The sequence below is a fragment of the Klebsiella sp. Ech2A genome, assembly GCF_030078455.1.
Taxonomy (GTDB): domain Bacteria; phylum Pseudomonadota; class Gammaproteobacteria; order Enterobacterales; family Enterobacteriaceae; genus Klebsiella; species Klebsiella terrigena.
Genome location: NZ_JAQGFU010000012.1, coordinates 34174 through 57883, shown reverse-complemented (window position 1 = coordinate 57883; position 23710 = coordinate 34174). Strand labels below are relative to the sequence as shown.

Below are 23710 nucleotides of genomic sequence, written 5' to 3'. Positions count from 1 at the left end.
AGTCGAGGCACTCAAGCTTGCCGACTTTGCGTCCGGTTTTCGGTTCAATGACCCACACGTCGGTGGCATCGGGTAACAACGCGCGTACTTCCAGCCCGGCATCGGTGGCGTGCATGCCCAGCACGGAAAAAGGGTCCGCAAAATGGCCGGCAATAAGCGCGTTAATCACGTCTCTATCAATATGATTAGACATGGTTTCATCCTGTTGTAAGTGCCGCCCTTTCCTGTATCTGGCGACTTTTTTTGACCTGAACGGTGCAGCACACTGTGCATCCCTCTGCTCCGTCCCACCTTCAGGTAAGGAAACGTCGTTCCTTACTAAAGCATAGCCAAGGCTTTCTTACCCCCGTTGAGAAAAATCAAGCATCCGCGTTTACTCCTTGTATTACGCAAAAAAAGGGGGTGTCAGACACCCCCTTTTTATTCATCCTGTGGTTACGCCAGCTGTCGCAGCATCCGGCGCAGCGGCTCGGCTGCGCCCCATAGCAGCTGGTCGCCGACGGTGAAGGCAGAGAGATACTCCGGCCCCATATTCAGCTTACGCAGGCGACCAACCGGCGTCGTCAGGGTGCCGGTGACGGCAGCCGGAGTCAGCTCGCGCATGGTAATATCACGATCGTTAGGTACCACTTTCGCCCACGGGTTGTGCGCCGCCAGCAGCTCCTCAACGGTCGGGATAGAAACGTCTTTTTTCAGCTTGATGGTGAACGCCTGGCTGTGGCAGCGCAGCGCGCCAACGCGCACGCACAGGCCGTCAACCGGAATGGCCGCTGAGGTGGCGAGGATTTTGTTGGTCTCCGCCTGGCCCTTCCACTCTTCACGGCTCTGGCCGTTATCCAGCTGCTTGTCGATCCACGGGATCAGGCTACCGGCCAGCGGTACGCCAAAGTTATCTACCGCCAGATCGCCGCTGCGGGTGAGCGAAGTGACCTTGCGCTCAATCTCCAGAATAGCGGAAGCCGGATTGGCCAGCTCCGTCGCAACGTGGCCGTGCAGCTGGCCCATCTGGGTCAGCAGTTCACGCATGTGGCGCGCGCCGCCGCCGGAGGCCGCCTGGTAAGTCGCGACGCTGACCCACTCGACTAAATCCTGTGCAAACAGGCCGCCGAGGGACATCAGCATCAGGCTGACGGTACAGTTGCCGCCAACGAAGGTCTTGACGCCATTATTCAGACCGGCGGTAATCACGTCCTGGTTAACCGGGTCAAGAATAATGATGGCGTCGTCCTTCATGCGCAGCGAAGACGCGGCGTCAATCCAGTAACCCTGCCAGCCGCTTTCACGCAGCTTCGGATATACGTCGTTGGTATAATCGCCGCCCTGGCATGTCACGATAATATCCAGCGCCTTCAGTGCTTCCAGGTCAAATGCATCCTGAAGCGTACCGCCGGTGCTGCCACCGAATGATGGAGCAGGCTGCCCCAGCTGGGAGGTGGAGAAAAAAACAGGGCGAATGGCGTCGAAATCGCGCTCTTCAACCATGCGTTGCATGAGTACAGAGCCGACCATTCCGCGCCAGCCGATAAAACCAACATTTTTCATAACGTATTTCCCGGGAAGATGTGTGCTGTTTGTGCCAAGCCAGTTTCCTACTGGATCATCCCTCACATTACAAAATGCTGCTAAAGTCGCAAGTGAAATTAATCAATGATTGCCCGGCAATCAGTAAAGCAGCTTATCTTATGCAGCATCCGCAGCCATTGGCATTCAGGAAAACCTTAAAGATTATCGGGGAAAGCGTGGCGAAAAGGGAATAATTTCCGCCGCGTTTTTATTGATCTGGATTATGGATTTACGCGGAAAACGGGTCGCTACCGGCAGCGCGGCGAAACCCGACAAACCCTTGCGGTACCTGGGCTGCTGAGGCGTCAGGCTTTTGTCGTAGCGCTCATTATGGCGCGGAATCAGGCGAAAAAGGGGGCATGGATGCGGGCAGGAAGCGAGGATAAAAACGGCGTCTGCCGTCAGGCGAAAAGAGCCCGGCAGCGCAGCGCCGGGCTCTCTTATTTAACGTTTAGCTAAGCAGCGAAAACGCAATCATACCGACTATGGCGCCGGTGGTGCCGAGAATGGTTTCCATCATGGTCCAGGTCTTCAGCGTCTGAGCTTCCGTTGCGCCGGTAAACTTACCGAACAGCCAGAAGCCCGCGTCGTTGACGTGGCTCACGACGATTGAACCGCCGGCGATACAAATCGACAGGGCCGCCATTTGCGCGCCGCTGTAGTTCAGCTGCTCGATAACCGGCATCACCAGACCAACCGCCGTTAAGCAGGCGACCGTCGCAGAGCCCTGGATAATGCGCACCGCGGCCGCCAGCACGAAGCAGGTAATCGCAATCGGCAGACCCATACCGGTCAGCGCTTCACCGAGCGCCGGGCCGACGCCGGAATCCACCAGCACCTGCTTAAAGACGCCGCCGGCACCGATGACCAGCAGGATAATCCCCGCCGGCTGCAGCGCGTGGCCGCAGATCTCCATCACCCGATCTTTCGCCATCCCCTGACGTACCGCCAGGCCATAAATCGCCACCAGGCACGCCACCAGAATCGCGGTGAACGGATGGCCGATAAATTCGAACCATTCATAGGTGCTTGAGCCAACCGGGACAAAGCGCGCGGCGATCGTTTTCAGCCCCACCAGCACCAGCGGCAGCAGGATCAGCGACAGGCTAAAGGCGAACGACGGCATCTTGCCTTCACCGAGGCTCGGCTCGCTGATGTCGTCAGGAATATGCAGTTCGACATAGCGGCTGATAAAGTTGCCCCACAGCGGTCCGGCGATAATCATCCCCGGGATCGCGGCGCAGAGGCCAATCAGGATCATCCAGCCAAAATCGGCGTGCATTTGCGACGCCAGCAGCATAGGCGCGGGCCCCGGCAGCAGAAATGCCGCAGCGGCGGCAACGCCGGCAAACAGCGGAATCACCAGCTTCACCAGGTTGGTGCCGGTATGGCGCGCCATCGAGAAGGCGACGCTAATCAGCAGCACGATAGCCACTTCGAAAAACAGCGGCAGCGCGCAGATAAGGCCGGCCAGGCCAATGGCGTAATGCGCCCGGCTGTGGCCGAAAGATTTCAGCATCTTAACGGCTATCTGGTCGACGGCGCCGGTTTCATGAAGGATCTTACCGAACATCGCCCCCAGCGCCACGACGATCGCCAGAAAGCCGAGCGTCCCACCCATCCCTTTTTCCATGGTTGCCGCAATTTTATCCAGCGGCATCCCGGAAAAGAGGCCTGCACCAATAGAAACCACCATCAAGGCCACGAAGGCATGCATACGCGCCTTCATGACTAAAAACAGCAGCAGCAAAACGGAGCCGACTGCTGTTAAAACAAGCGTTAATGTACTCACTAGTTACTGCCTTTGTTGATCACCTCAATGGTGCTCGCGACCACGCCTTCCAGCGATTGATCAATATCGACGATTAACACATCGCCTTCGTCCGCGCCGGGCTCCTGCAGCGTTTCAAACTGCGTTACCAGCATCTGGGTTTTGAAGAAGTGGCCCTTGCGCGCCTTCAGGCGGCTTTCGATCAGGTCGAAATCACCTTTCAGGTAGACGAAGGAGAGGTTCGGGTTGCCTTTGCGCAGAATGTCGCGATAGCTTTTTTTCAGCGCCGAGCACACGATAAGCGACACTTTATTGGTCCGCTGCATGGCGAAGGCGGCGTCGTTCAGCGCCTGCAGCCACGGCGTGCGATCGTCGTCATTCAGCGGCTCGCCGGAAGCCATCTTGTTGATATTGCTACGCGGATGCAGAAAGTCGCCGTCGAGAAACGCGGCATGCATCTGATGCGCCACTTCGCTGGCGACGGCGGATTTTCCACTGCCGGAAACGCCCATCAGGACATAGACGTGGTGATCATGGTTAGTCGTGCTCAAAGCTTCCTCCCACTGGACACATACGCGTTGTCCTTCAGGTCGTTTGGATTCGACGTGACGGCGCGCGCACAGGTTAATTGTTACGGGTAACTGTTATCGGTAACATTGTCATGCCGGACTTAGGGAGAAGCAATCACCATTCGTGCCAGAAGTGAATATGTGTGATCTACTTCAAACTTGTCAGTTTAAATTGATCCACCCGGTGACAATGTGAAACCTAAATCTAACATCTTAGGGGTAACCGTCTCACCACGAATCCGCGCCAGCAGGCGCTCGGCGCCGATGCGCCCCATCCGCTCACGCGGCGTCAGCACGCTGGCAAGACGCGGCTCCATAACCTGGCCAATGTCGTGGCCGTGGAAGCCGGCAATCGCCATATCGTCCGGAATGCGTAATCCCAGACGCTGGCACTCAAAGGCCGCGCCGACCGCGAGGTCATCGTTGGTGCAGAAGATCCCGTCAAGCTGCGGATATTCGCGACGCGCCTGGCGCATCAGCTCAATCCCTGACGAGTAGGAAGAAGATTGTTCGACCATCACGCTGTACGGCGTCATGCCCGCGTCGTGCATCGCCTGCTCGTACCCCTTCTGCTTGATGATAGTACGTTCATCAAGACGTGCGCCAAGATAGGCCACGTGGCGATGGCCGCGGGCAATAATGGCGGCGGTCATCTGGCGCGCAGCGTCGAAGTTATCAAAACCGACGGCGATATCGAGGCACGGCGAGCGGCTGTCCATCAGCTCGACCACCGGGATCCCGGCGACTTCGATCATTTTCAGCGTCCGCGGCGTGTGGGTACGTTCGGTGAGGATCAGGCCATCGATGTTCCACGAGAGCATCGATTCGAGGCGTTTTTCTTCCATTTCAGGCTTATAGCCGTAGTGCGCCAGCATGGTCTGATAGCCAAAAGCATCGGTGACGCTTTCAATGCCGCGCAGCACTTCAGAAAAGACCTGGTTGGTTAACGAGGGCAGGAGCACGCCGATGGCGCGGCTGGTCGCGTTGGAGAGAATATCAGGGGCACGATTGGGGATATAACCCAGTTCATCGAGAGCAACGGCAATCTTGCCACGCAGAGCCTCGGAAACCTGTTCCGGGTTACGTAAAAAGCGACTGACCGTCATTTTGGTCACGCCGACAAGATCGGCTACATCCTGAAGTACGGGTCTTTTCTTTTTCATCGTCCTGACTGTAATAAATGGGAGAGATTCTCTCAGTTTATCACGGACAAAGCGCAACCTTCCCGGAGAAACGCGCGCTAACGACTTTATTTAGCGTTAATGGCCGCAATCGTGCGAGCTGCGCCAAAAATCCCCGGCCGCGCTGGCGACCGGGTGAACGACAAAAAGCAGGAGTGAGTATTAAACCGGCGGCAGATCGAACAGCAGGATTTCGCTGTCGCTATCGGCATGAACCGAGATAGCCTGCTCATCCCAAATCGCCAGGCCATCGCTGGTGGTCGCTTTGGTGCCGTTGATGGTCACTTCACCTTTGACGACCTGAATCCACACGCGACGTTCCGCGGCAATCTGATGGACCGACTGCTCGTCTTTCAGCAGCGCCCAGCGGTACAGCTCCATATCCTGATGCACTTTCAGCGAGCCTTCGCGAGCGTCCGGCGACAGCACCAGCTGTTTGCCCTGCAGCGCATCAAACCGGCGCTGCTCATAGCGCGGAGCGATGCCGTTCTCTTCCGGCATAATCCAGATTTGATACAGGTGCAGACGTTCGGTGCTGCTCGGGTTGTATTCCGAGTGACGAACCCCGGTACCGGCGCTCATGATCTGGAATTCACCGGCAGGAACCTGCTCTTTGTTACCCATGCTGTCCTGGTGTTCAACCACCCCTTCCAGCACGTAGGTCAGAATTTCCATATCTTTATGCGGGTGGGTCCCGAAGCCCTGGCCGGCGTCAATCACGTCATCGTTAATCACGCGCAGAGCGGAAAAGCCCATAAAATTGGCGTCGTAATAGTTGGCGAAAGAGAAAGTATGCCAGGAATCGAGCCAGCCATGATTAGCGTGACCGCGTTCGTTAGCTTTGCGTAAGTAGATCATGTTGCATCCCCGTATGTTTTCGATGGAATAAGTGTGGACCCATTCCGCTAACGATCATAGAGGGTGAAAATTGACTCCTCTGTTCAAAAAATATGAATAAGAGCAGAGGAGCTCAGGAAGCTTATTTATCGAGGGTTATTGTGGCCGGCGATGGCTGTCTGAAGCCGCGTTCGAGGATCTCCATATTGGTGAGAACGTCAGATTCCTTGACGTAATTCTCGGCACCGTTTACCAGGGTCTCGTAGAGCGAATCATACACCCGCCCGTAGTCGCCGGGCTCCACCCGCAGCTCTTCGCGCACGCTCGCGCCGCTATCATCCACGTACTCCAGCAGGCCGATGCTCTCGTCTGCCGCAAAGCCCGGCTCGCCCGGCATGATATTCGCCTTCAGGCTGGTTTCCTGCTGGTCGATGCCGTATTTGATAAACGACCCTTTATGGCCGTGAACGATAAATTTCGGATACGCCAGCTTCACCAGATAGCTGGTTTTAGCAATCGCCTTCAGGTCGCCGTAGAATAGCTGGGCTTCAAAGGTATCATCCGGGTTGGCCTTATTACGCAGGCTGCGGATGTCGTACGCCACGCGATCCGGGCGGCCGAACAGGGAGATTATCTGATCCAGAGTATGCACGCCGAGGCCGTAAAAAGCGCCATCCTGCGCCAGTCCGGGCTGCGTTTCCGCCGTCGGGCGATAGAGATCGAAGTGGCTTTCAATTTCAACGATCTCGCCCAGCTTACCGCTTTCAATCGCCTTCTTAGCGGTCAGGAAGCAGGAGTCAAAGCGGCGGTTCTGGTACGGCGTTACCGTCAGCCCCTTGCTTTTTGCCAGCGCAAACAGCGCTTTCGCTTCCGCCAGCGTCGGGGTGAAGGGTTTTTCCACCAGCACGTTCTTGCCGGCTTCCAGCGCGCGCTTCGCGTAGTCAAAGTGGCTGTCGGCGTGGGTGCAGACAATCACCAGCCTGACCTGAGGATCGTTAAGTACCTCATCGAGATCGCTGGTGAAGTGAATATGCGAGTACTGCGGGGCCTGCTCTTCCGGCTTCGCGCTGCGGCGATAGATGTGCGCCACGTGCCAGCGGTCTTTGCGGTGCAGAACGTAAGGAAGATGGTAGCGGGTGGTGCTTTTACCGAATCCAATAAATGCGCAGTGCAGAGTCATAACGCAGTCCTTAGTTGAGGTTTCTGCTGCTAACCATAGCGCACCCCGGCGACGAACTTAACCCTTAACCCACTGACGATGGCGGAAAATGACCGGCAAAAAAAGGCAAAAAAAAAGCCAGCACCTGGCTGGCTAAAGTAATACTGGAAGCAATGTGAGCAATGTCGTGCTTTCAGGCTTTCCGCAAGGGTCTCCCTGAATGCAGGACAATAATAATCATTCTCATTCGCACTTGTCTACTTCTTTTTGCAAAAATTAGCCGTTGACGCCTTTTTTAAAGTCAGGGATGTTGAAAGGGACGCAATGAGCAGATAAAGCCTGATATGCAGGCACTAAGGAGAAGAGGAATGAGTGAGATAGTGATACGCCACGCCGAACCGCGCGATGCAGAACCGTTACGTCAGCTGACTGCACACCCGGAGGTCTATCACGACACGCTACAGCTTCCTCATCCGGCAATGGAAATGTGGCAGGAGCGGCTACAGCCCCGGCCCAACGGCCACCATCTGGTCGCCAGCATCGATGAGCAGGTCGTCGGCCACCTGATGCTGAGCGTTGAATCCCGCCCGCGCCGTAGCCACGTCGCGACCTTCGGTATGAGCGTGGCGGCGCCCTTTCACGGACGCGGCGTCGGCAGCGCCCTGGCCCGCGCTTCGCGCTGGAACCGCATCCCGAACTATCTCCACCAGGCCAACGACGCCATGTGCGTGCTGGTGCAGATTGAAACCCGTGAGGCGCTGAAAAACCTGCCGCAGATCCTCGACGTTGAGGGGGTGGACGGCGTGTTTATCGGCCCGGCGGATCTCAGCGCCGATATGGGCTTCGGCGGCAATCCGCAGCATCCTGAAGTGCAGGCGGCAATTGAAAGCGCCATCGTGCAAATCCGCCGGGCGGGCAAAGCGCCGGGGATCCTGATGGCCAATGAGCAGCTGGCAAAACGCTATCTGGCGCTCGGCGCGCTGTTTGTCGCCGTCGGCGTCGACACCACCCTGCTCGCCCGCGCCGCCGAAGCCTTAGCCGAGCGCTTTGGCGCAATCGGAACGACAGCCCAGTCCGGCGTCTATTAAGAACGCCACATCGCGACCCTACAAAAATTCCCATTAGAGGAAAGACCATGAGCGACACATCATCAGCCATTCCGGAGACGCGCGATCCCGCCAATCAGCACAAGCAGCTGACGGCGCAGCAGCAGTCGGTTATCAATAAGCTGTTTCGCCGCCTGATCGTATTTTTGTTCGTGCTGTTTATCTTTTCATTTCTCGACCGCATCAATATCGGCTTTGCCGGGCTGACGATGGGCCAGGATCTGGGGCTCAACGCCACCATGTTCGGCCTGGCCACCACGTTGTTCTACGCCACCTACGTCATCTTCGGTATTCCGAGCAATATCATGCTCAGCATCGTCGGCGCCCGCCGCTGGATAGCCACCATCATGGTGCTGTGGGGGATCGCCTCCACCGCCACGATGTTCGCCACCGGCCCTAATAGCCTGTACGTGCTGCGCATGCTGGTGGGGATCACCGAGGCCGGCTTTCTGCCCGGCATCCTGCTCTATTTAACCTACTGGTTTCCGGCATTTTTCCGCGCCCGCGCCAACGCCCTGTTTATGATTGCCATGCCGGTGACTACCGCCATCGGTTCGATTGTCTCCGGCTATATTCTGTCGCTGGACGGCCTGTTTAATCTCCACGGCTGGCAGTGGCTGTTTTTGCTCGAAGGCTTCCCGTCGGTGCTGCTGGGCATCATGGTCTGGTACTGGCTGGATGACTCCCCGGCAAAAGCCAAATGGCTGACCGCGGAGGACAAAAAGTGCCTGCAGGAGATGATGGATAACGACCGGCTGACGCTGGTACAGCCGGAAGGCGCCATCAGCCACCACGCGATGCAGCAGCGCAGCCTGTGGCGCGAAGTCTTCACGCCGATCGTGCTGATGTACACCCTGGCCTATTTTTGCCTGACCAATACGCTCAGCGCGATCAGCATCTGGACGCCGCAGATCCTCAAAAGCTTTAACGAGGGAAGCAGCAATATCACCATCGGCCTGCTGGCGGCGATCCCGCAGATCTGCACCATTCTGGGGATGATTTACTGGAGCCGACACTCGGATAAATGTCAGGAGCGCAAGCACCATACCGCCCTGCCGTTCCTGTTTGCCGCCGCCGGCTGGCTGCTGGCCTCGGCGACCGATCACAACCTGATCCAGATGCTGGGGATCGTCATGGCCTCGACCGGATCGTTCAGCGCAATGGCCATTTTCTGGACCACGCCGGACCAGTCGATCAGCCTGCGCGCGCGGGCCATCGGGATCGCCGTGATCAACGCCACCGGCAATATCGGTTCGGCGCTCAGTCCATTTATGATCGGCTGGCTGAAGGATCTGACCGGCAGCTTTAACAGCGGCCTGTGGTTCGTCGCCAGCCTGCTGGTGATTGGCGCCGTGATTATATGGGCCATTCCGATGAAAGCCTCGCGCCCGCGCGCCACGCCTTAAGGAGCGGCTATGCCCCAGCGTTCGATCGCCAATATCGATATCAATAAAGAGTACGATGAAAGCCTGGGCACGGAAGACGTGCACTACCAGTCGTTTGCCCGCATGGCGGCCTTTTTTGGCCGCGACATGCAGGCCCATCGCCACGACCAGTATTTTCAGATGCACTTTCTCGATACCGGGCAGATTGAGCTGCAGCTCGACGACCACCGCTACTCGGTGCAGGCGCCGCTGTTCGTCCTGACGCCGCCGTCGGTGCCGCACGCGTTTATCACCGGCTCCGAGAGCGATGGTCACGTGCTGACCGTGCGGGAGGATCTGATCTGGCCGCTGCTGGAGGTGCTCTATCCCGGCACCCGGGAGGCCTTTGGCCTGCCGGGGATGTGCCTGTCGCTGGCCGATAAGCCGGACGAGCTCGCGGCGCTGGCCCACTACTGGCGGCTGATTGAGCGCGAATCGACCGCGCAGCTGGCGGGGCGCGAGCATACGCTGGTGCTGCTGGCGCAGGCGGTGTTCACCCTGCTGTTGCGTAACGCCAGGCTCGACGACCACGCCGCCAGCGGCATCCGCGGCGAGCTCAAGCTGTTCCAGCGCTTTAACCAGACCATCGACGGCCACTACCACCAGCACTGGACGGTGCCGGATTACGCCAATGAGCTGCATATTACCGAATCAAGGCTGACCGACATCTGCCGGCGCTTTGCCAACCGGCCGCCGAAGCGCCTTATCTTCGACCGGCAGCTGCGCGAGGCCAAGCGACTGCTGCTGTTCTCCGATAGCGCGGTCAACGAAATCGCCTGGCAGCTGGGGTTTAAAGATCCGGCCTATTTTGCCCGCTTTTTTCATCGCCTGGTCGGCTGCTCGCCCAGCGCCTTCAGAACGCAAAAAGTACCGGTCTCCTGAGCTTTCCCTGCCGGCGGCGCCCGGGCGCCAGACGCGTCCGGGGAAATCCGCCGCCGCCATCCCCGGCGCGCGGCGGCAAAACAGCGAAAAACCAACCCGGATCACAGAACGCCATCCCGCCTGAAAAGTACCTGCCGTTGACCTAAAAGTCTCTTCACGGAACCCACGTAAACCGCTTCAATTAAACAACAAAAAGAAAACATAAATTTAACCTTTGTACCCTGAATGCTTCGCGCCGCGGCCGAAAAGGCGCCTTCCGAAGCATGACGGGATATGCCGCTTAATACTGAGAGGTCCCGATGAAACCTGAAGATTTCCGCGCAGACGCTAAACGCCCGTTAACCGGGGAAGAGTACCTGAAGAGCCTGCAGGACGGCCGCGAAATTTATATCTACGGCGAGCGCGTCAAGGACGTCACCACGCACCCGGCGTTCCGCAACGCCGCCGCCTCCGTCGGCCAGCTGTACGATGCGCTGCACAAACCGACGCTGCAGGACTCCCTGTGCTGGAACACCGATACCGGCAGCGGCGGCTATACGCATAAGTTCTTCCGCGTGGCGAAGAGCGCCGACGATCTGCGCCAGCAGCGCGACGCCATCGCTGAGTGGTCGCGCCTGAGCTACGGCTGGATGGGCCGCACCCCGGACTACAAGGCCGCCTTCGGCTGCGCGCTGGGCGCCAACCCGGCGTTTTACGGCCAGTTCGAACAGAACGCCCGCAGCTGGTACACCCGCATTCAGGAAACCGGCCTGTACTTTAACCACGCCATCGTCAACCCGCCGATCGACCGCCATAAGCCGGCCGATGAGGTGAAAGATGTCTACATCAAGCTGGAAAAAGAGACCGACGCCGGGATCGTGGTCAGCGGGGCGAAAGTCGTCGCCACCAACTCGGCGCTGACCCACTACAACATGATTGGCTTCGGATCCGCGCAGGTGATGGGGGAAAACCCGGACTTCGCGCTGATGTTCGTCGCCCCGATGGACGCCGAAGGGGTGAAGCTTATCTCCCGCGCCTCCTACGAAATGGTCGCCGGCGCCACCGGATCGCCGTATGACTACCCGCTCTCCAGCCGCTTCGACGAGAACGACGCGATCCTGGTGATGGATAAGGTGCTGATCCCATGGGAGAACGTGCTGATCTATCGCGATTTCGATCGTTGCCGCCGCTGGACGATGGAGGGCGGCTTCGCCCGCATGTACCCGCTGCAGGCCTGCGTACGCCTGGCGGTTAAGCTCGACTTTATCACCGCCCTGCTCAAGCGCTCGCTGGAGTGTACCGGCACCCTGGAGTTCCGCGGCGTGCAGGCGGATCTCGGCGAAGTGGTGGCCTGGCGCAACATGTTCTGGGCGCTGAGCGATTCGATGTGCTACGAGGCGACGCCGTGGGTGAACGGCGCGTACCTGCCGGATCACGCTGCGCTGCAAACCTACCGCGTAATGGCGCCAATGGCCTACGCCAAAATCAAAAACATTATCGAGCGTAACGTCACCAGCGGCCTGATCTATCTCCCGTCCAGCGCGCGCGACCTCAACAATCCGCAGATCGACCAGTATCTGGCGAAATACGTCCGCGGATCGAACGGCATGGATCACGTCGAACGCATCAAGATCCTCAAGCTGATGTGGGACGCGATCGGCAGCGAGTTCGGCGGCCGCCACGAGCTGTATGAAATCAACTACTCCGGTAGCCAGGACGAGATTCGCCTGCAGTGCCTGCGCCAGGCGCAGAGCTCCGGCAACATGGACAAAATGATGGCGATGGTCGATCGCTGCCTTTCCGAGTATGACCAGCACGGCTGGACGGTGCCGCACCTGCACAATAACTCTGATATCAATATCCTGGATAAGCTGCTGAAGTAATTCACAGCGGGAGGTCACAATGCAATTAGATGAACAACGCCTGCGCTTTCGCGATGCCATGTCCAGCCTGTCGGCGGCGGTGAACGTGATCACCACCGAAGGCGATGCCGGCCGCTGCGGCATCACCGCCACCGCGGTGTGCTCGGTAACCGATACCCCGCCGTCGGTGATGGTGTGTATCAACGCCAACAGTGCAATGAACCCGGTATTCCAGGGCAACGGCAGGCTGTGCATTAACGTCCTGAACCACGAGCAGGAGGTGATGGCGCGCCACTTTGCCGGAATGACCGGGGTGACGATGGAGGAGCGCTTCAGCCTCTCGTGCTGGCAGAAGGGCGTGCTCGGGCAGCCGGTGCTGAAGGATTCGCTGGCCAGTCTCGAAGGCGATATCAGCCAGGTGCAGGCCATCGGCAGCCACCTGGTCTATCTGGTCGAGATCAAGAACATCACCCTAAGCCAGGAAGGCCACGGGCTGATTTACTTCAAGCGTCGTTTCCATCCGGTGATGATGGAGATGGCGGCAGCCGTCTAGCCAAACATGCTCTCCCCCCTGCTGAAAGGGGGGGAGAAATTCTTGTGATCTCAATCACATATTATCCCACTGTTCATTTCCTGCCCAACCGCTTACTCCCGCAAGTGACCGCTTAATCCGCCATACAACCACTCGTTGATTTACCCAACTTTACGCGCGCAAAGTTCTGGCAAGATCGTCCCCAGCATAGTGACTCAATACCTCCGCAAAATTACGTTCAGACGGCTTCGGCCAATTATTCAACTCATAACGCCAGGTTTTACTATGGATACTAAAAAACTATTCAAGCACATACCCTGGGTGATTCTTGGAATCATCGGGGCATTTTGCCTTTCGGTCGTCGCCCTGCGTCGCGGGGAGCACGTTAGCGCCCTGTGGATTGTCGTCGCATCGGTATCGGTCTATCTGGTGGCCTACCGCTACTACAGCCTGTACATCGCCCAAAAGGTGATGAAGCTCGACCCAACCCGCGCAACGCCGGCGGTCATTAACAACGATGGCCTGAACTACGTGCCGACCAACCGCTACGTGCTGTTCGGCCACCACTTTGCCGCGATTGCCGGCGCCGGCCCGCTGGTCGGCCCGGTGCTGGCCGCGCAGATGGGCTACCTGCCCGGCACGCTGTGGCTGCTGGCGGGCGTGGTTCTGGCGGGGGCGGTGCAGGACTTTATGGTGCTGTTTATCTCCTCGCGCCGTAACGGTTCATCGCTGGGTGAAATGATCAAAGAAGAGATGGGCCCGATTCCGGGGTCGATTGCCCTGTTCGGCTGCTTCCTGATTATGATCATCATCCTTGCGGTGCTGGCGCTGATCGTCGTGAAGGCGCTGGCGGAAAGCCCGTGGGGCGTCTTCACCGTCTGCTCAACCGTGCCGATCGCGCTGTTTATGGGGATCTACATGCGCTTCCTGCGCCCCGGCCGCGTGGGCGAAGTGTCGGTGATTGGCATCGTGCTGCTGGTGGCCGCCATCTACTTCGGCGGCGTGATTGCCCACGACCCGTACTGGGGCCCGGCGCTGACCTTTAAAGACACCACCATCACCTTTACCCTGATCGGCTACGCGTTTATCTCCGCCCTGCTGCCGGTGTGGCTGATTCTGGCGCCGCGCGACTACCTGGCGACGTTCCTGAAAATCGGCGTCATCGTCGGCCTGGCGCTGGGTATCGTTATCCTTAACCCGGACCTGAAAATGCCGGCGGTCACCCAGTACATCGACGGTACCGGCCCGCTGTGGAAAGGCGCCCTGTTCCCGTTCCTGTTTATCACCATCGCCTGCGGCGCGGTCTCCGGCTTCCATGCGCTGATCGCTTCCGGCACCACGCCGAAGCTGCTGGCGAATGAAACCGACGCGCGCTTTATCGGCTATGGCGCAATGCTGATGGAGTCCTTCGTGGCGGTCATGGCGCTGGTGGCAGCGTCTATCATCGAGCCGGGCCTCTATTTTGCGATGAACACCCCGCCGGCCGGCCTCGGTATCGTGATGCCGAACCTGCATGAAATGGGCGGCGAAAACGCCGCGATGATTGCCGCGCAGCTGAAAGAAGTCACCGTCCATGCGGCGGCTACCGTCAGCTCCTGGGGCTTTGTGATTTCGCCTGAGCAGATCCTGCAAACGGCGAAAGACATCGGTGAACCCTCGGTGCTGAACCGCGCGGGCGGCGCGCCGACCCTGGCCGTCGGTATCGCGCACGTGTTCCACAAAATCATCCCGATGGCGGATATGGGCTTCTGGTACCACTTCGGTATTCTGTTTGAGGCGCTGTTTATCCTGACTGCCCTCGATGCCGGTACCCGCGCAGGCCGCTTTATGCTGCAGGATCTGCTGGGCAACTTCGTACCATTCCTGAAGAAAACCGATTCGCTGGTTGCCGGTATCGTGGGGACCGCGGGCTGCGTAGGCCTGTGGGGCTACCTGCTGTATCAGGGCGTGGTCGACCCGCTGGGCGGCGTGAAGAGCCTGTGGCCGCTGTTCGGTATCTCTAACCAGATGCTGGCCGCCGTGGCGCTGGTTCTTGGCACCGTGGTGCTGGTCAAAATGCAGCGCACCAAATACATCTGGGTTACCGTGATCCCGGCCGCATGGCTCCTGCTGTGCACCACCTGGGCGCTGGGTCTGAAACTGTTCAGCACCAACCCGCAGATGGAAGGCTTCTTCTTTATGGCCCAGCAGTACAAAGAGAAGATTGCCGCCGGCGGCGAGCTTAGCCCGCAGCAGATTGCCAACATGAACCATATCGTGGTCAACAACTACACCAACGCCGGTTTAAGCATCCTGTTCCTGGTGGTGGTCTACAGCATCATCTTCTACGGCATCAAAACGTGGATCAACGTGCGTAACAATAAGGTACGCACTGACAAAGAGACCCCGTACGTGCCGGTGCCGGAAGGCGGCGTGAAGACCTCTTCACACCACTAATCCAGCCCCGTTCGGCCCCGCTTCGGCGGGGCTTTTCAGTGAGCGACTCGGACATTATTGGCATCCCTGCGCAGCGGACGCACGGTACCTGAGAACGGCGGGCGCAACCCGGATGCAAAATAGCAGGTCACATCGCCTGCATCAGCGAACTTTATGCCTGTAAGGATAATTTGATGTTTGGTAACTTAGGCGAAGCAAAGAAGTACCTCGGTCAGGCGGCGAAGATGCTGATTGGCATTCCGGACTACGACAACTACGTTGAGCATATGAAAGCCAACCATCCGGATAAGCCGTATATGACCTACAACGAATTCTTCCGCGAGCGCCAGCAAGCGCGCTACGGCGGGAGCGGAGAAGGCGGCGTACGCTGCTGTTAATGGAGGCACGCATGACACCGATTGCAGTCACCCTGCTGACCGGATTTCTTGGCGCAGGCAAAACCACCCTGCTGCGGCATATTCTCAACGCGCAGCACGGCTTTAAAATCGCGGTGATCGAAAACGAATTTGGTGAAGTCTCCGTTGATGACCAGCTGATTGGCGATCGCGCCACCCAGATCAAAACCCTGACCAACGGCTGCATCTGCTGCACGCGTTCCAACGAGCTGGAAGACGCCCTGCTCGACCTGCTCGACAGCCGCGATCGCGGCGAGATTGCCTTCGACCGGCTGGTGATTGAGTGCACCGGCATGGCCGATCCCGGCCCGATTATTCAGACCTTTTTCTCCCATGAGATCCTCTGTGAACGCTACCTGCTGGATGGGGTGATTGCGCTGGTTGATGCGGTCCACGCCGACCAGCAGATGAATCAGTTCACCATCGCCCAGTCGCAGGTGGGCTACGCCGACCGTATTCTTCTGACCAAAACCGACGTCGCGGGCAGCAGCGAGGCGCTGCGCGAACGGCTGGCGCGCATCAACGCCCGGGCGCCGATTTACGCGGTCACCCACGGCGATATCGATCTGGGCCAGCTGTTTAATACCGGCGGCTTTATGCTGGAAGAGCGGGTGGTGAGCGCTAAGCCGCGCTTCCACTTTATTGCCGACCAGCAAAACGACGTGTCGTCGATCGTGGTGGAGCTGGACTACCCGGTGGATATCAGCGAAGTGTCGCGGGTTATGGAAAACCTGCTGCTCTCATTCGCCGAGCAGCTGATGCGCTACAAGGGGATGCTGTGGATTGACGGCGAGCCTAACCGCCTGCTGTTCCAGGGCGTCCAGCGCCTGTACAGCGCCGACTGGGACCGCCCCTGGGGCGAAGACCAGCCGCACAGCACGCTGGTGTTTATCGGCATTAACCTGCCGGAAGAGGAGATTCGGGCGGCGTTTGCCGGATTGCGGAAGTAGCGGTTCGCAGGGACCCTCTTCCCGTGGAAGAGGGCTCGCGTGAAGGCATCAGGAAGTGCAGAACTCATTCCAGGTATCACGATAGATAACGTTTCCTTCGGTGTACTTCCAGGTTATGGCCTCATAGCGCAGCTCGAGGGTTTCAAGGTGGGTGCTGCTCAGAGCGTTGGGAGAAAGGTACGGCGAAACCGTGGTGATTTTGACGTTTTCGAGGATGATATTGAAATACTCGGACTCAATGCCTGACTCCATAATGCGGTACATCCTGATGGTGGCTTTCTTCAGGGTCCGCCCCTCACACACGGCGCGATAGAGAACGGGCGTCGCCCGGTCGAACTCTTTCACGATGGCGATCGGCCGATGAATGCGCGTGCCGGTAAGTTTGCCCCGGTTCGTATCAACGGGCATGGTGACGCCGTGCGAGAATGATTTTAATTCGATGGAGCCTAAACGCAGAGGCATTAAACAACCGCCAACAATCGGAGAACCGTTTTCATCCTCAAGCCACAGGTGTGCGGGAGTAGACATATTTCATTTCCTTATATACCCGTCGAACTTCAAGCCGCATGCGCGCTGGCTTTACTACTCGGCGCATGCATGATGCCTCGCCCTTATGGGCCGCCGCGGCTCGAAATATTTAGGGCATAAATCAATTTGATAAAAAGTTTATTTTTGGTGCTACCATTTCACGTAGCGCGCAAATATATAGATTATTAATATTATGAACAATCCTACAGGCCAGAATGGACCATCAGGAAACAAAGGTATATAAATCAATATAAAGATGATTACGCAAATCGAAGGCGCGTATAAAGAAAATAATTGACGGCATAGCCACAAAAGCATTCTCCTGATGTATATCACCATTCCACCAATCACGCTGAAAACACCATATAATATCCTCATTTTCTTGCACTACCATTTCACATAGCGCCCAACCATCACTATCACTAATATGGCGAACACGCCTACAGGCCAAATGGGGCTACCTGGAAAAAAGTACTGTGCAGCCATTGCAAATACCAGAGTGAGCAGTCCAGGCTCATACATGGAAAATAAAAACCGACATTGCCAGCATAAAAATCTTTTGAGGAAATTAATCATAGCTATCGAATCATTTTAGCTATGATATCCGCAATATCCGCGTCGGAGATCCGGTGAGCGCTAAAGGCGCCAGCGCGTTCAAAAATCGGCTCCACCAGGAAATACATCATTTCAAGTTCTCTTGCATATAACGCGTCGTAATAAGCAGGGGAGGTAATATGCAGACGCCAGGCGCTATCGGCGGCCTTCTGAAAAATGCCATAAATACCAGCTATCATTGACGCCGTACCAATCGCCCTACCGGCTAGGCTGCTCAATTCAAGTCTAAGATTCATGCTAACAGCCACCGATGTAGCAGCCGCTAAAGCGAAGCCTACTTTGGTAAGAGAGCTGGCGGCAATATGCACATTGACCGCCATCAGCATTTTTTGGATATGCTCTATTTGATCGGACGTTTTGTATTTAAATATTTCTTCAAAATATATTTTGAGCATTTCATAGACAACATCGCTATGCCGTAAAAGATGGGTCACACCCATAGTAAACCGGACATCCTCACTCTTCTGCCGCTGACATACCTCCTGATATTCATCCGTAAAGCAGGATGTATAATACAGCGCACGTTTAGCGCCCACGCCCGTCAATTTAATCTGTTCTGATACTGTCTTTCCGACACCCGTTAATGCATGGTCAAGCTTCAATGCGAGAATTCTGTTAGCCTGTAAATAACTGACAACTTCATTTCGATAGTACATAGCCGCTCCTTGCAATTACTAACTCCATGAGCAAAGTTTAAACACTCTACATTTTCGGGTAAACGTCTATTTAGAGATAGGGTTGCGATCGCGATCGGATATTAAGCAGATAAAAATGCAGTTTAAATAACGCAACAATTACAAGATTATTACATCATCTGTTTTAGATTTCTCACGCACCAGCACAATAGGCAGTGACATATTCACACCATCAATTTAATAATTACCAGAACGTTAAATAATAAAGAGGTAAGATAAACTGCATCAACAACAATAAAAGCATTAGCCGGGTGCCGTTTCTCTACGTCAATAACGCTCATCACTACTCAGCATTCCTCATCGGCAGAACCTGTTTTAAGGTATTGCTGAGTCATTTTTAATCACAAAAATGTAAATTTAAGTTTTTACTTGTTACTATGGAAACATTTTCGGAAATTATTAGAAAGCGAATTAGTTCAGCGCCAATCAATATCTCCCGCCTCGTTCAACTGATGTTTAGGAAAAAAATTAAACTTAGTCTAAACGCCAAAACGTTAATCATTGACGCTGCGATAAATCAACTAATCAACAACATCAGTAGAGGGTTTTAATAACAATCTCAGCATAAAACTGCGACAGCCATCACATTTGCAGTCGTAAACGTCGCTTGTTAGGGTGTCCTCAGATTAATTTAATGACGAGGCATAAACCATGAAAAAGCTCAATATCCTTATCCTTTCTGCGCTGACCGCCGTTTCCGGCTCAGCAATGGCGATGGGCTTTACCGTCGAACAGGGGAAAAACTTTACCAACCTCAATATGGAACTGGGTAAATCCTCCTCCGGCGTTTATGCCGAAAGCAACTGGCTCAAAAATACCGACGACGGTACCCAGACCGGGGGTGTTGGCGCGGGTTATAACCTGGAAGTTGGCCCGGTGATGTTCAATGCCGGCGCAAAAGCCATCTACCTTGGGCCGAAAAAAGGCGATAACGGCGTGGCGTTCCCAATCGGTGGCGGCGTTAACGTTGCGCTGACCGACAGTATCCACGTATTCGGTGAAGGCTATGCCGCACCGGAAGGACTGAACAACAGCGTGAAAAACTACGTTGAAGCCAACGGCGGCGTGAGCTGGAGCCCGATTACCCCGGTAACGCTGAAAGTGGGTTACCGCCACGTGAGCGTCGACGGGAAAGACGGCCGTCCGAACCACACCCTGATCGATGGCGCCTATGTTGGCGGCGGCGTTACCTTCTAATAACCCCGATAAAAGCGCAAAAAAACCTGCCTGACGGCAGGTTTTTCTTTTTGCATCCTAACTTAGCGGCGGATCACCACCAGCTTCTGGTTCACAAACTCTCGAATCCCCAGCTCCGCCCGCTATTGATGCTGTATCTAAAGTGCGTCCTGCTGAGATACCCGGTTCAACTCTAAGAGACAAGCAAGACTCGGAAGTCCGAGTCTATGATAGCCCGCATCCCGTTAGGCAGTGGCTCGCTCGTTCCAGCCATCTTTAAAGATGATGTTCCCATCCGTATACTTCCACTGGATGGTTTCATAACACCCGGTGTTACGGTCAGTCGGAATAGTCAGGTGATGAGAGAGCGATTTTACCTCAATTGAATCTTCATCCCCGAGTACCATGGAACCTCCAACAATTGGAGATCCATTTTCATCGATAAACCACAAATAGGCTGGATTTGACATGCGATATCCTTAATTTATATTTTTACCTTTTTTACGATACTCGTCTAAACGATCGACGAGCTTTGATATGGCCCAGGCAGTAATGAACCATACGGCCATATAGACAAATTTCATCGGCCACACCACAGGCAGCATGATGCAGACAATAAAGCCGCCGATAAAAATGATTGACTGGACAACGTCCCAGGTATTTACGATGGCAAACAGCAGAATGTCTAACAAGCCGCGTGTTACCTTATTGAAGGACATGTAATTTCTCTCCAACCATATTTATTATTTTTTCAAATTCGGGCTGTCCGCGGGTAACGGCAATGTGAATCGCATCCACGAAAAATTTGACGGCAGGTTCAATGAGGAAATATATCGTATCTGGCGACAGGAAAATATTCGCAATCCTGTCGGCTATTTTTTCACTGCTTCCGGTTTCCATCATACCTTCCTCATATTTGACCATCCCGATAGCCTGCCTTTACCGCGCATGCTCAGTAATAGAAATATCATCCTCCACACCAGACTCATCATTTAATACTGGACTATTTAAAGGGTTACATTTTTCGCTTCGATGCATACACAGTTTGTCATTGACCAAATGACATAAGATCATCCATTCCACTTTCATCAGCTATAGTTACCTGTAATACTAACTGGAGCATGATACATGCCATAAAATATACTGAAGAAGACACAGTTATTCTTTTTAAGAATGATACCTTATCATGTCGACCACTCTTACATATCCACAAGCATCTTTTTTAATATACAAAACCGCATCACGCCAACTTACACAATAAACGTTCACACTTGCAAACATCATTTACACGGCACTAATTTGACAGTTAATCGTTTATATTCCGGATAAAAATTTTCGCTTCGCATAACTTTTAATAGATCGTTCTAAAAATACACAACCCGCATTAAATAAGATCTAAGTTGATGTATATCAATTAATCAAATATCAATAAAACTCTTAACAAAGAGACAGATTGATGGCACCTGTGTTGGCGATGGAGTTACCTTCCGATCTTCCCAATAGGCGCAAAAAACCTGCCTGATGGCAGGTTTTTCTTATTGCATCCTAATCTTACCGGCGGATCACCACCAGCTTCTGGTTCACAAACTCTCGAATCCCCAGATCCGCCAGCTCGCGGCCAAAACCGGAGCGCTTCACGCCGCCAAACGGCAGCTCCGGCGCGGTATCGGTCAGCCAGTTGATATAGACCATCCCGGTCTCAATTCGTGACGCCATTCGCTTCGCCCGCTCGGTATCCTGACTGAATATCGCGCCGCCGAGCCCGTAGTGCGAATCGTTCGCCAGGCGGATCGCCTCATCGTCATCCTTCACCACATAAATTTGCGCTACCGGGCCGAAGAACTCTTCAAAGTACGCCGGATTATCGCGGGTGATGCCGGTCAGAATGGTCGGTGCAAAATAGTTGCCCTCGCACTGCGCCGGCTTGCCGCCAAGATGCAGCCTGGCGCCATGCTTCACCGCCTCATCAACCTGTTTAGTCAACGTCTCCAGAGCATCTTTGGAGGAGAGCGGCCCCAGCGTGGTGCTCTCATCCAGCGGATCGCCGATCTTCACCTGACGGAACGCCTCGGTAAACTGGCTCAGGAAGCGCTCGGCGATTTTTTCATGCAGGATAAAACGCTTCGCCGCGGTACAAACCTGACCGGCATTGTTGAGCCGCGCCTGTATGCCGGTCTTCACCGCCTTGTCGAGGCTGGCATCATCCAGCACCACGAAGACATCGTTGCCGCCCAGCTCGAGGGTCGATTTCTTGATGTGCTTCGCCGCCTGCGCCGCCACGACGCCACCCGCTTTTTCCGAGCCGGTCAGCGCCGCTCCCCGCACGCGATCGTCGGCAATAATCTTCGCCACCTGATCCTGGGAGATAAACAGATTAGTCCACGCCCCCTCCGGCGCACCGGCCTCACGAACCAGATGAGCGAAGGTTTCCGCGCAGTGTGGAACGATGCTGGCGTGCTTGGCGAGAACCGGATTCCCCGCCGCCAGGTTCGGTGCCAGCACGCGCATCAGCTGGTAATAGGGGAAGTTCCACGGCTCCACCGCCATCAGCACGCCGATCGGATGGTGTTCAACCCACGCCTCGCCGAGCTCAGAGGGATACTTCACCGGGGCGAGAAAGCGCTCGGCGTTATCGGCGTAATAGCGGGCGATCTGCGCGCAGAGCTTCACCTCACCGCGGCTTTGGCCGATGAGCTTGCCCATCTCCTGGCTGGCAATTTTTGCCAGCTCCTCAACCCGACTATCGATGAGGTCCGCCAGCCTGTGCAGAATAGGTAAGCGCTGGGCAATATCGCCCTTCGACCATGCGGAGTGATAGAGCGCATCCGCTCTCTGCAGCGCCGCCTCCACGTCGGCATCGCTGTGCGGGGCGTACTCTTTAATAAGCCGATTATTTGCAGGATTCACCGTCTGATAGGCCATGTCGTATGTCTCCTTAGTATCGTCATTAATGCAGTCATAAATACCGCTCAGGACATTAAGGTTAGTAGAGATAGCTGGACGTAAAGGTAAAGTTAGGTATTTACGGAGGATTCCGGCCGGAGATTGTCAGAGCATATTCGGCGCAGAACGGGCTTAAGGGGGAAATGGGTCATCGCGGTATGGCCGCCTGATAAGGCCATGCCGCGACACAATCAACGCTTCGCGGCGGTAACCTCCTCTTCTGACAGACCGGTGATACGCAGCACCGTCTCCAGAGCGATGCCGTTCGCCAGCATGGTACGGGCAATGCGCAGCCCTTCGGCTCTCCGCCCTTCAAGCCTACCTTTTCTACGCCCAACTTCCTGGAGTCTTTCCGCAATAGTCATCAGTTCCTCCTTATGATGTTGCGGCGCCCGCCGGGCAAGCTCACGAATAAACCTGCCAAAACGAGGGGCATCGCCGGAATATACCAGGTAATTAAACAGCGTTTTTAGCTGGCTGTCATTAGTGTATTCCTTAATCAAAATGGTGATTATCTGTTCAACCAGCTTCGTCAAATCGCGCTGGCGGACATGCTTTTGCATGAACTCCAGCAACGCTACGCGTCGGTGCTGGACGATTTCGTCATCCGGGATTGTCGTAATATCCACCAGCGGAAAAGCGGTCGCATATAACCTGCGGGCATGTACCGGATGGGTAAAGCCATCCAGCCAGCACAGCGAGTAAGGGTAAGGCGTGGCGATGCCGTGATAGAACAGCATGGGCACCACCAGCGGCAGGCGCTTGTGGCCGGCATCCAGATGACGCTGCATCGCCGCAATGGCATAGCGCATCAGCCTGAAGGCCATATGGGCGTCCGGCGAACTTTGGTGCTCAATAACGACGTAAATATAGCCCTCGCCGGCGGTGGTTTTCAGCGACCAAAGCACATCGGAGTAGCAGGCACGCAGGTCCTCCTCAATAAAACTTGCGGATTCCAGCCGCAGCGTCTCCAGATCGCAGAGCGGGCGTAGCGAGGACGGCAGGTGGATGTCCAGAAAATCCCGCGCGGTATCCGCATGCCGGAGAAACTTTTTAAAAACCGCATCATGCGGCGTCGACGTCGGGCTTTTTTCCATTGCAGTCAGC

At 55.7% G+C, this 23710-nt stretch carries 22 protein-coding genes and 2 pseudogenes; 10 read left to right on the top strand and 14 right to left on the bottom strand.

What is annotated here, in order from left to right; all coding sequences use genetic code 11:
• The 7 genes from PFH44_RS05040 to PFH44_RS05010 all read right to left on the bottom strand — a co-directional run.
• Window positions 1–193: GlgB N-terminal domain-containing protein (locus tag PFH44_RS05040; protein WP_283824470.1), on the bottom strand; the 193-nt coding region annotated here is incomplete at its 3' end.
• Window positions 194–435: 242 nt separating this feature from the next.
• Window positions 436–1542 carry an aspartate-semialdehyde dehydrogenase gene (asd, locus tag PFH44_RS05035; protein ID WP_041143036.1) on the bottom strand — a complete coding sequence of 369 codons (1107 nt, stop codon included), beginning with the start codon at window positions 1540–1542 and terminating at the stop codon, window positions 436–438.
• Window positions 1543–2014: 472 nt separating this feature from the next.
• Window positions 2015–3355, bottom strand: a complete 1341-nt coding sequence (gene gntU / locus PFH44_RS05030) for a gluconate transporter (RefSeq protein WP_283824469.1) — start codon at window positions 3353–3355, stop codon at window positions 2015–2017.
• The gene (gntK, locus tag PFH44_RS05025) at window positions 3355–3885 is read right to left on the bottom strand and encodes a gluconokinase (RefSeq protein ID WP_045854011.1); all 531 of its coding nucleotides are present in this window, start codon (window positions 3883–3885) and stop codon (window positions 3355–3357) included. Before gntK ends, gntU begins: the two co-directional genes overlap by 1 nt.
• 185 nt (window positions 3886–4070) lie before the next feature.
• Window positions 4071–5066 (bottom strand): gluconate operon transcriptional repressor GntR, encoded by a 996-nt coding sequence (gene gntR, locus PFH44_RS05020; RefSeq protein ID WP_041143038.1) that lies wholly within the window; start codon window positions 5064–5066, stop codon window positions 4071–4073.
• Window positions 5067–5246: 180 nt separating this feature from the next.
• The gene (gene yhhW / locus PFH44_RS05015) at window positions 5247–5942 is read right to left on the bottom strand and encodes a quercetin 2,3-dioxygenase (RefSeq protein WP_041143039.1); all 696 of its coding nucleotides are present in this window, start codon (window positions 5940–5942) and stop codon (window positions 5247–5249) included.
• Between the two features lie 121 nt (window positions 5943–6063).
• Window positions 6064–7101 (bottom strand): oxidoreductase, encoded by a 1038-nt coding sequence (locus PFH44_RS05010; protein WP_283824468.1) that lies wholly within the window; start codon window positions 7099–7101, stop codon window positions 6064–6066.
• Between the two features lie 359 nt (window positions 7102–7460).
• Here PFH44_RS05010 and PFH44_RS05005 point away from each other — a divergent pair.
• From PFH44_RS05005 to yjiA, 9 genes and pseudogenes are all read left to right on the top strand, one after another.
• Window positions 7461–7751: pseudogene (locus PFH44_RS05005) on the top strand (GNAT family N-acetyltransferase); the annotation flags it as partial.
• A pseudogene (locus PFH44_RS05000) lies at window positions 7725–8168 on the top strand (aldolase/citrate lyase family protein); the annotation flags it as partial. The pseudogenes PFH44_RS05005 and PFH44_RS05000, both read left to right, overlap by 27 nt.
• A 47-nt stretch (window positions 8169–8215) precedes the next feature.
• The gene (gene hpaX / locus PFH44_RS04995) at window positions 8216–9592 is read left to right on the top strand and encodes a 4-hydroxyphenylacetate permease (RefSeq protein ID WP_045860167.1); all 1377 of its coding nucleotides are present in this window, start codon (window positions 8216–8218) and stop codon (window positions 9590–9592) included.
• A 9-nt stretch (window positions 9593–9601) separates the two neighbouring features.
• Window positions 9602–10492 carry a 4-hydroxyphenylacetate catabolism regulatory protein HpaA gene (hpaA, locus tag PFH44_RS04990; RefSeq protein ID WP_045860170.1) on the top strand — a complete coding sequence of 297 codons (891 nt, stop codon included), beginning with the start codon at window positions 9602–9604 and terminating at the stop codon, window positions 10490–10492.
• 299 nt (window positions 10493–10791) lie between these two features.
• Complete coding sequence (gene hpaB, locus PFH44_RS04985) at window positions 10792–12354, top strand: 4-hydroxyphenylacetate 3-monooxygenase, oxygenase component (protein ID WP_283824467.1); 1563 nt, start codon at window positions 10792–10794, stop codon at window positions 12352–12354.
• Window positions 12355–12373: 19 nt separating this feature from the next.
• A complete protein-coding gene (locus tag PFH44_RS04980; protein WP_283824466.1) occupies window positions 12374–12886 on the top strand; it encodes a 4-hydroxyphenylacetate 3-monooxygenase reductase subunit in 513 nt (170 codons plus the stop codon).
• Window positions 12887–13150: 264 nt separating this feature from the next.
• Entirely contained in the window at window positions 13151–15301 is a 2151-nt protein-coding gene (locus PFH44_RS04975) for a carbon starvation CstA family protein (protein ID WP_283824465.1), read from the top strand.
• Window positions 15302–15474: 173 nt separating this feature from the next.
• A complete protein-coding gene (locus PFH44_RS04970; RefSeq protein ID WP_045860179.1) occupies window positions 15475–15678 on the top strand; it encodes a YbdD/YjiX family protein in 204 nt (67 codons plus the stop codon).
• 11 nt (window positions 15679–15689) lie between these two features.
• On the top strand, window positions 15690–16646 hold the full coding sequence (gene yjiA / locus PFH44_RS04965; RefSeq protein ID WP_283824464.1) for a GTPase: 957 nt from the start codon (window positions 15690–15692) through the stop codon (window positions 16644–16646).
• Window positions 16647–16694: 48 nt separating this feature from the next.
• On the opposite strand, the gene PFH44_RS04960 is transcribed toward yjiA, so the two are convergent.
• Both PFH44_RS04960 and PFH44_RS04955 read right to left on the bottom strand, forming a co-directional pair.
• A complete protein-coding gene (locus PFH44_RS04960) occupies window positions 16695–17174 on the bottom strand; it encodes an Hcp family type VI secretion system effector (RefSeq protein ID WP_283824463.1) in 480 nt (159 codons plus the stop codon).
• Between the two features lie 578 nt (window positions 17175–17752).
• Window positions 17753–18445, bottom strand: a complete 693-nt coding sequence (locus PFH44_RS04955; RefSeq protein ID WP_283824462.1) for a hypothetical protein — start codon at window positions 18443–18445, stop codon at window positions 17753–17755.
• A gap of 690 nt (window positions 18446–19135) precedes the next feature.
• On the opposite strand from PFH44_RS04955, the gene PFH44_RS04950 reads away from it, so the two are divergent.
• Window positions 19136–19681 carry a YfaZ family outer membrane protein gene (locus tag PFH44_RS04950; RefSeq protein ID WP_045860186.1) on the top strand — a complete coding sequence of 182 codons (546 nt, stop codon included), beginning with the start codon at window positions 19136–19138 and terminating at the stop codon, window positions 19679–19681.
• A 224-nt stretch (window positions 19682–19905) separates the two neighbouring features.
• Here PFH44_RS04950 and PFH44_RS04945 read toward each other — a convergent pair whose 3' ends face one another.
• From PFH44_RS04945 to PFH44_RS04925, 5 genes are all read right to left on the bottom strand, one after another.
• A complete protein-coding gene (locus tag PFH44_RS04945; RefSeq protein WP_045860188.1) occupies window positions 19906–20130 on the bottom strand; it encodes an Hcp family type VI secretion system effector in 225 nt (74 codons plus the stop codon).
• A gap of 9 nt (window positions 20131–20139) precedes the next feature.
• A complete protein-coding gene (locus tag PFH44_RS04940; RefSeq protein ID WP_283824461.1) occupies window positions 20140–20379 on the bottom strand; it encodes a hypothetical protein in 240 nt (79 codons plus the stop codon).
• Window positions 20366–20560: a hypothetical protein gene (locus tag PFH44_RS04935; protein ID WP_283824460.1), complete on the bottom strand. Its 195-nt coding sequence runs from the start codon at window positions 20558–20560 to the stop codon at window positions 20366–20368. Before PFH44_RS04935 ends, PFH44_RS04940 begins: the two co-directional genes overlap by 14 nt.
• A gap of 651 nt (window positions 20561–21211) precedes the next feature.
• The gene (locus PFH44_RS04930) at window positions 21212–22582 is read right to left on the bottom strand and encodes an NAD-dependent succinate-semialdehyde dehydrogenase (protein ID WP_283824459.1); all 1371 of its coding nucleotides are present in this window, start codon (window positions 22580–22582) and stop codon (window positions 21212–21214) included.
• 212 nt (window positions 22583–22794) lie between these two features.
• A complete protein-coding gene (locus PFH44_RS04925) occupies window positions 22795–23700 on the bottom strand; it encodes an Rpn family recombination-promoting nuclease/putative transposase (protein ID WP_283824458.1) in 906 nt (301 codons plus the stop codon).
• Window positions 23701–23710: the final 10 nt, after the last annotated feature.

Bases quoted from the DNA above. Each gene is read 5' to 3' on its own strand.
- asd (WP_041143036.1), bottom strand. From the start codon at position 1,542: ATGAAAAATGTTGGTTTTATCGGCTGGCGCGGAATGGTCGGCTCTGTA.
- gntR (WP_041143038.1), bottom strand. From the start codon at position 5,066: ATGAAAAAGAAAAGACCCGTACTTCAGGATGTAGCCGATCTTGTCGGC.
- yhhW (WP_041143039.1), bottom strand. From the start codon at position 5,942: ATGATCTACTTACGCAAAGCTAACGAACGCGGTCACGCTAATCATGGC.
- PFH44_RS05010 (WP_283824468.1), bottom strand. From the start codon at position 7,101: ATGACTCTGCACTGCGCATTTATTGGATTCGGTAAAAGCACCACCCGC.
- hpaX (WP_045860167.1), top strand. From the start codon at position 8,216: ATGAGCGACACATCATCAGCCATTCCGGAGACGCGCGATCCCGCCAAT.
- hpaA (WP_045860170.1), top strand. From the start codon at position 9,602: ATGCCCCAGCGTTCGATCGCCAATATCGATATCAATAAAGAGTACGAT.
- hpaB (WP_283824467.1), top strand. From the start codon at position 10,792: ATGAAACCTGAAGATTTCCGCGCAGACGCTAAACGCCCGTTAACCGGG.
- PFH44_RS04980 (WP_283824466.1), top strand. From the start codon at position 12,374: ATGCAATTAGATGAACAACGCCTGCGCTTTCGCGATGCCATGTCCAGC.
- PFH44_RS04975 (WP_283824465.1), top strand. From the start codon at position 13,151: ATGGATACTAAAAAACTATTCAAGCACATACCCTGGGTGATTCTTGGA.
- PFH44_RS04970 (WP_045860179.1), top strand. From the start codon at position 15,475: ATGTTTGGTAACTTAGGCGAAGCAAAGAAGTACCTCGGTCAGGCGGCG.
- yjiA (WP_283824464.1), top strand. From the start codon at position 15,690: ATGACACCGATTGCAGTCACCCTGCTGACCGGATTTCTTGGCGCAGGC.
- PFH44_RS04960 (WP_283824463.1), bottom strand. From the start codon at position 17,174: ATGTCTACTCCCGCACACCTGTGGCTTGAGGATGAAAACGGTTCTCCG.
- PFH44_RS04955 (WP_283824462.1), bottom strand. From the start codon at position 18,445: ATGTACTATCGAAATGAAGTTGTCAGTTATTTACAGGCTAACAGAATT.
- PFH44_RS04950 (WP_045860186.1), top strand. From the start codon at position 19,136: ATGAAAAAGCTCAATATCCTTATCCTTTCTGCGCTGACCGCCGTTTCC.
- PFH44_RS04945 (WP_045860188.1), bottom strand. From the start codon at position 20,130: ATGTCAAATCCAGCCTATTTGTGGTTTATCGATGAAAATGGATCTCCA.
- PFH44_RS04940 (WP_283824461.1), bottom strand. From the start codon at position 20,379: ATGTCCTTCAATAAGGTAACACGCGGCTTGTTAGACATTCTGCTGTTT.
- PFH44_RS04935 (WP_283824460.1), bottom strand. From the start codon at position 20,560: ATGGAAACCGGAAGCAGTGAAAAAATAGCCGACAGGATTGCGAATATT.
- PFH44_RS04930 (WP_283824459.1), bottom strand. From the start codon at position 22,582: ATGGCCTATCAGACGGTGAATCCTGCAAATAATCGGCTTATTAAAGAG.
- PFH44_RS04925 (WP_283824458.1), bottom strand. From the start codon at position 23,700: ATGGAAAAAAGCCCGACGTCGACGCCGCATGATGCGGTTTTTAAAAAG.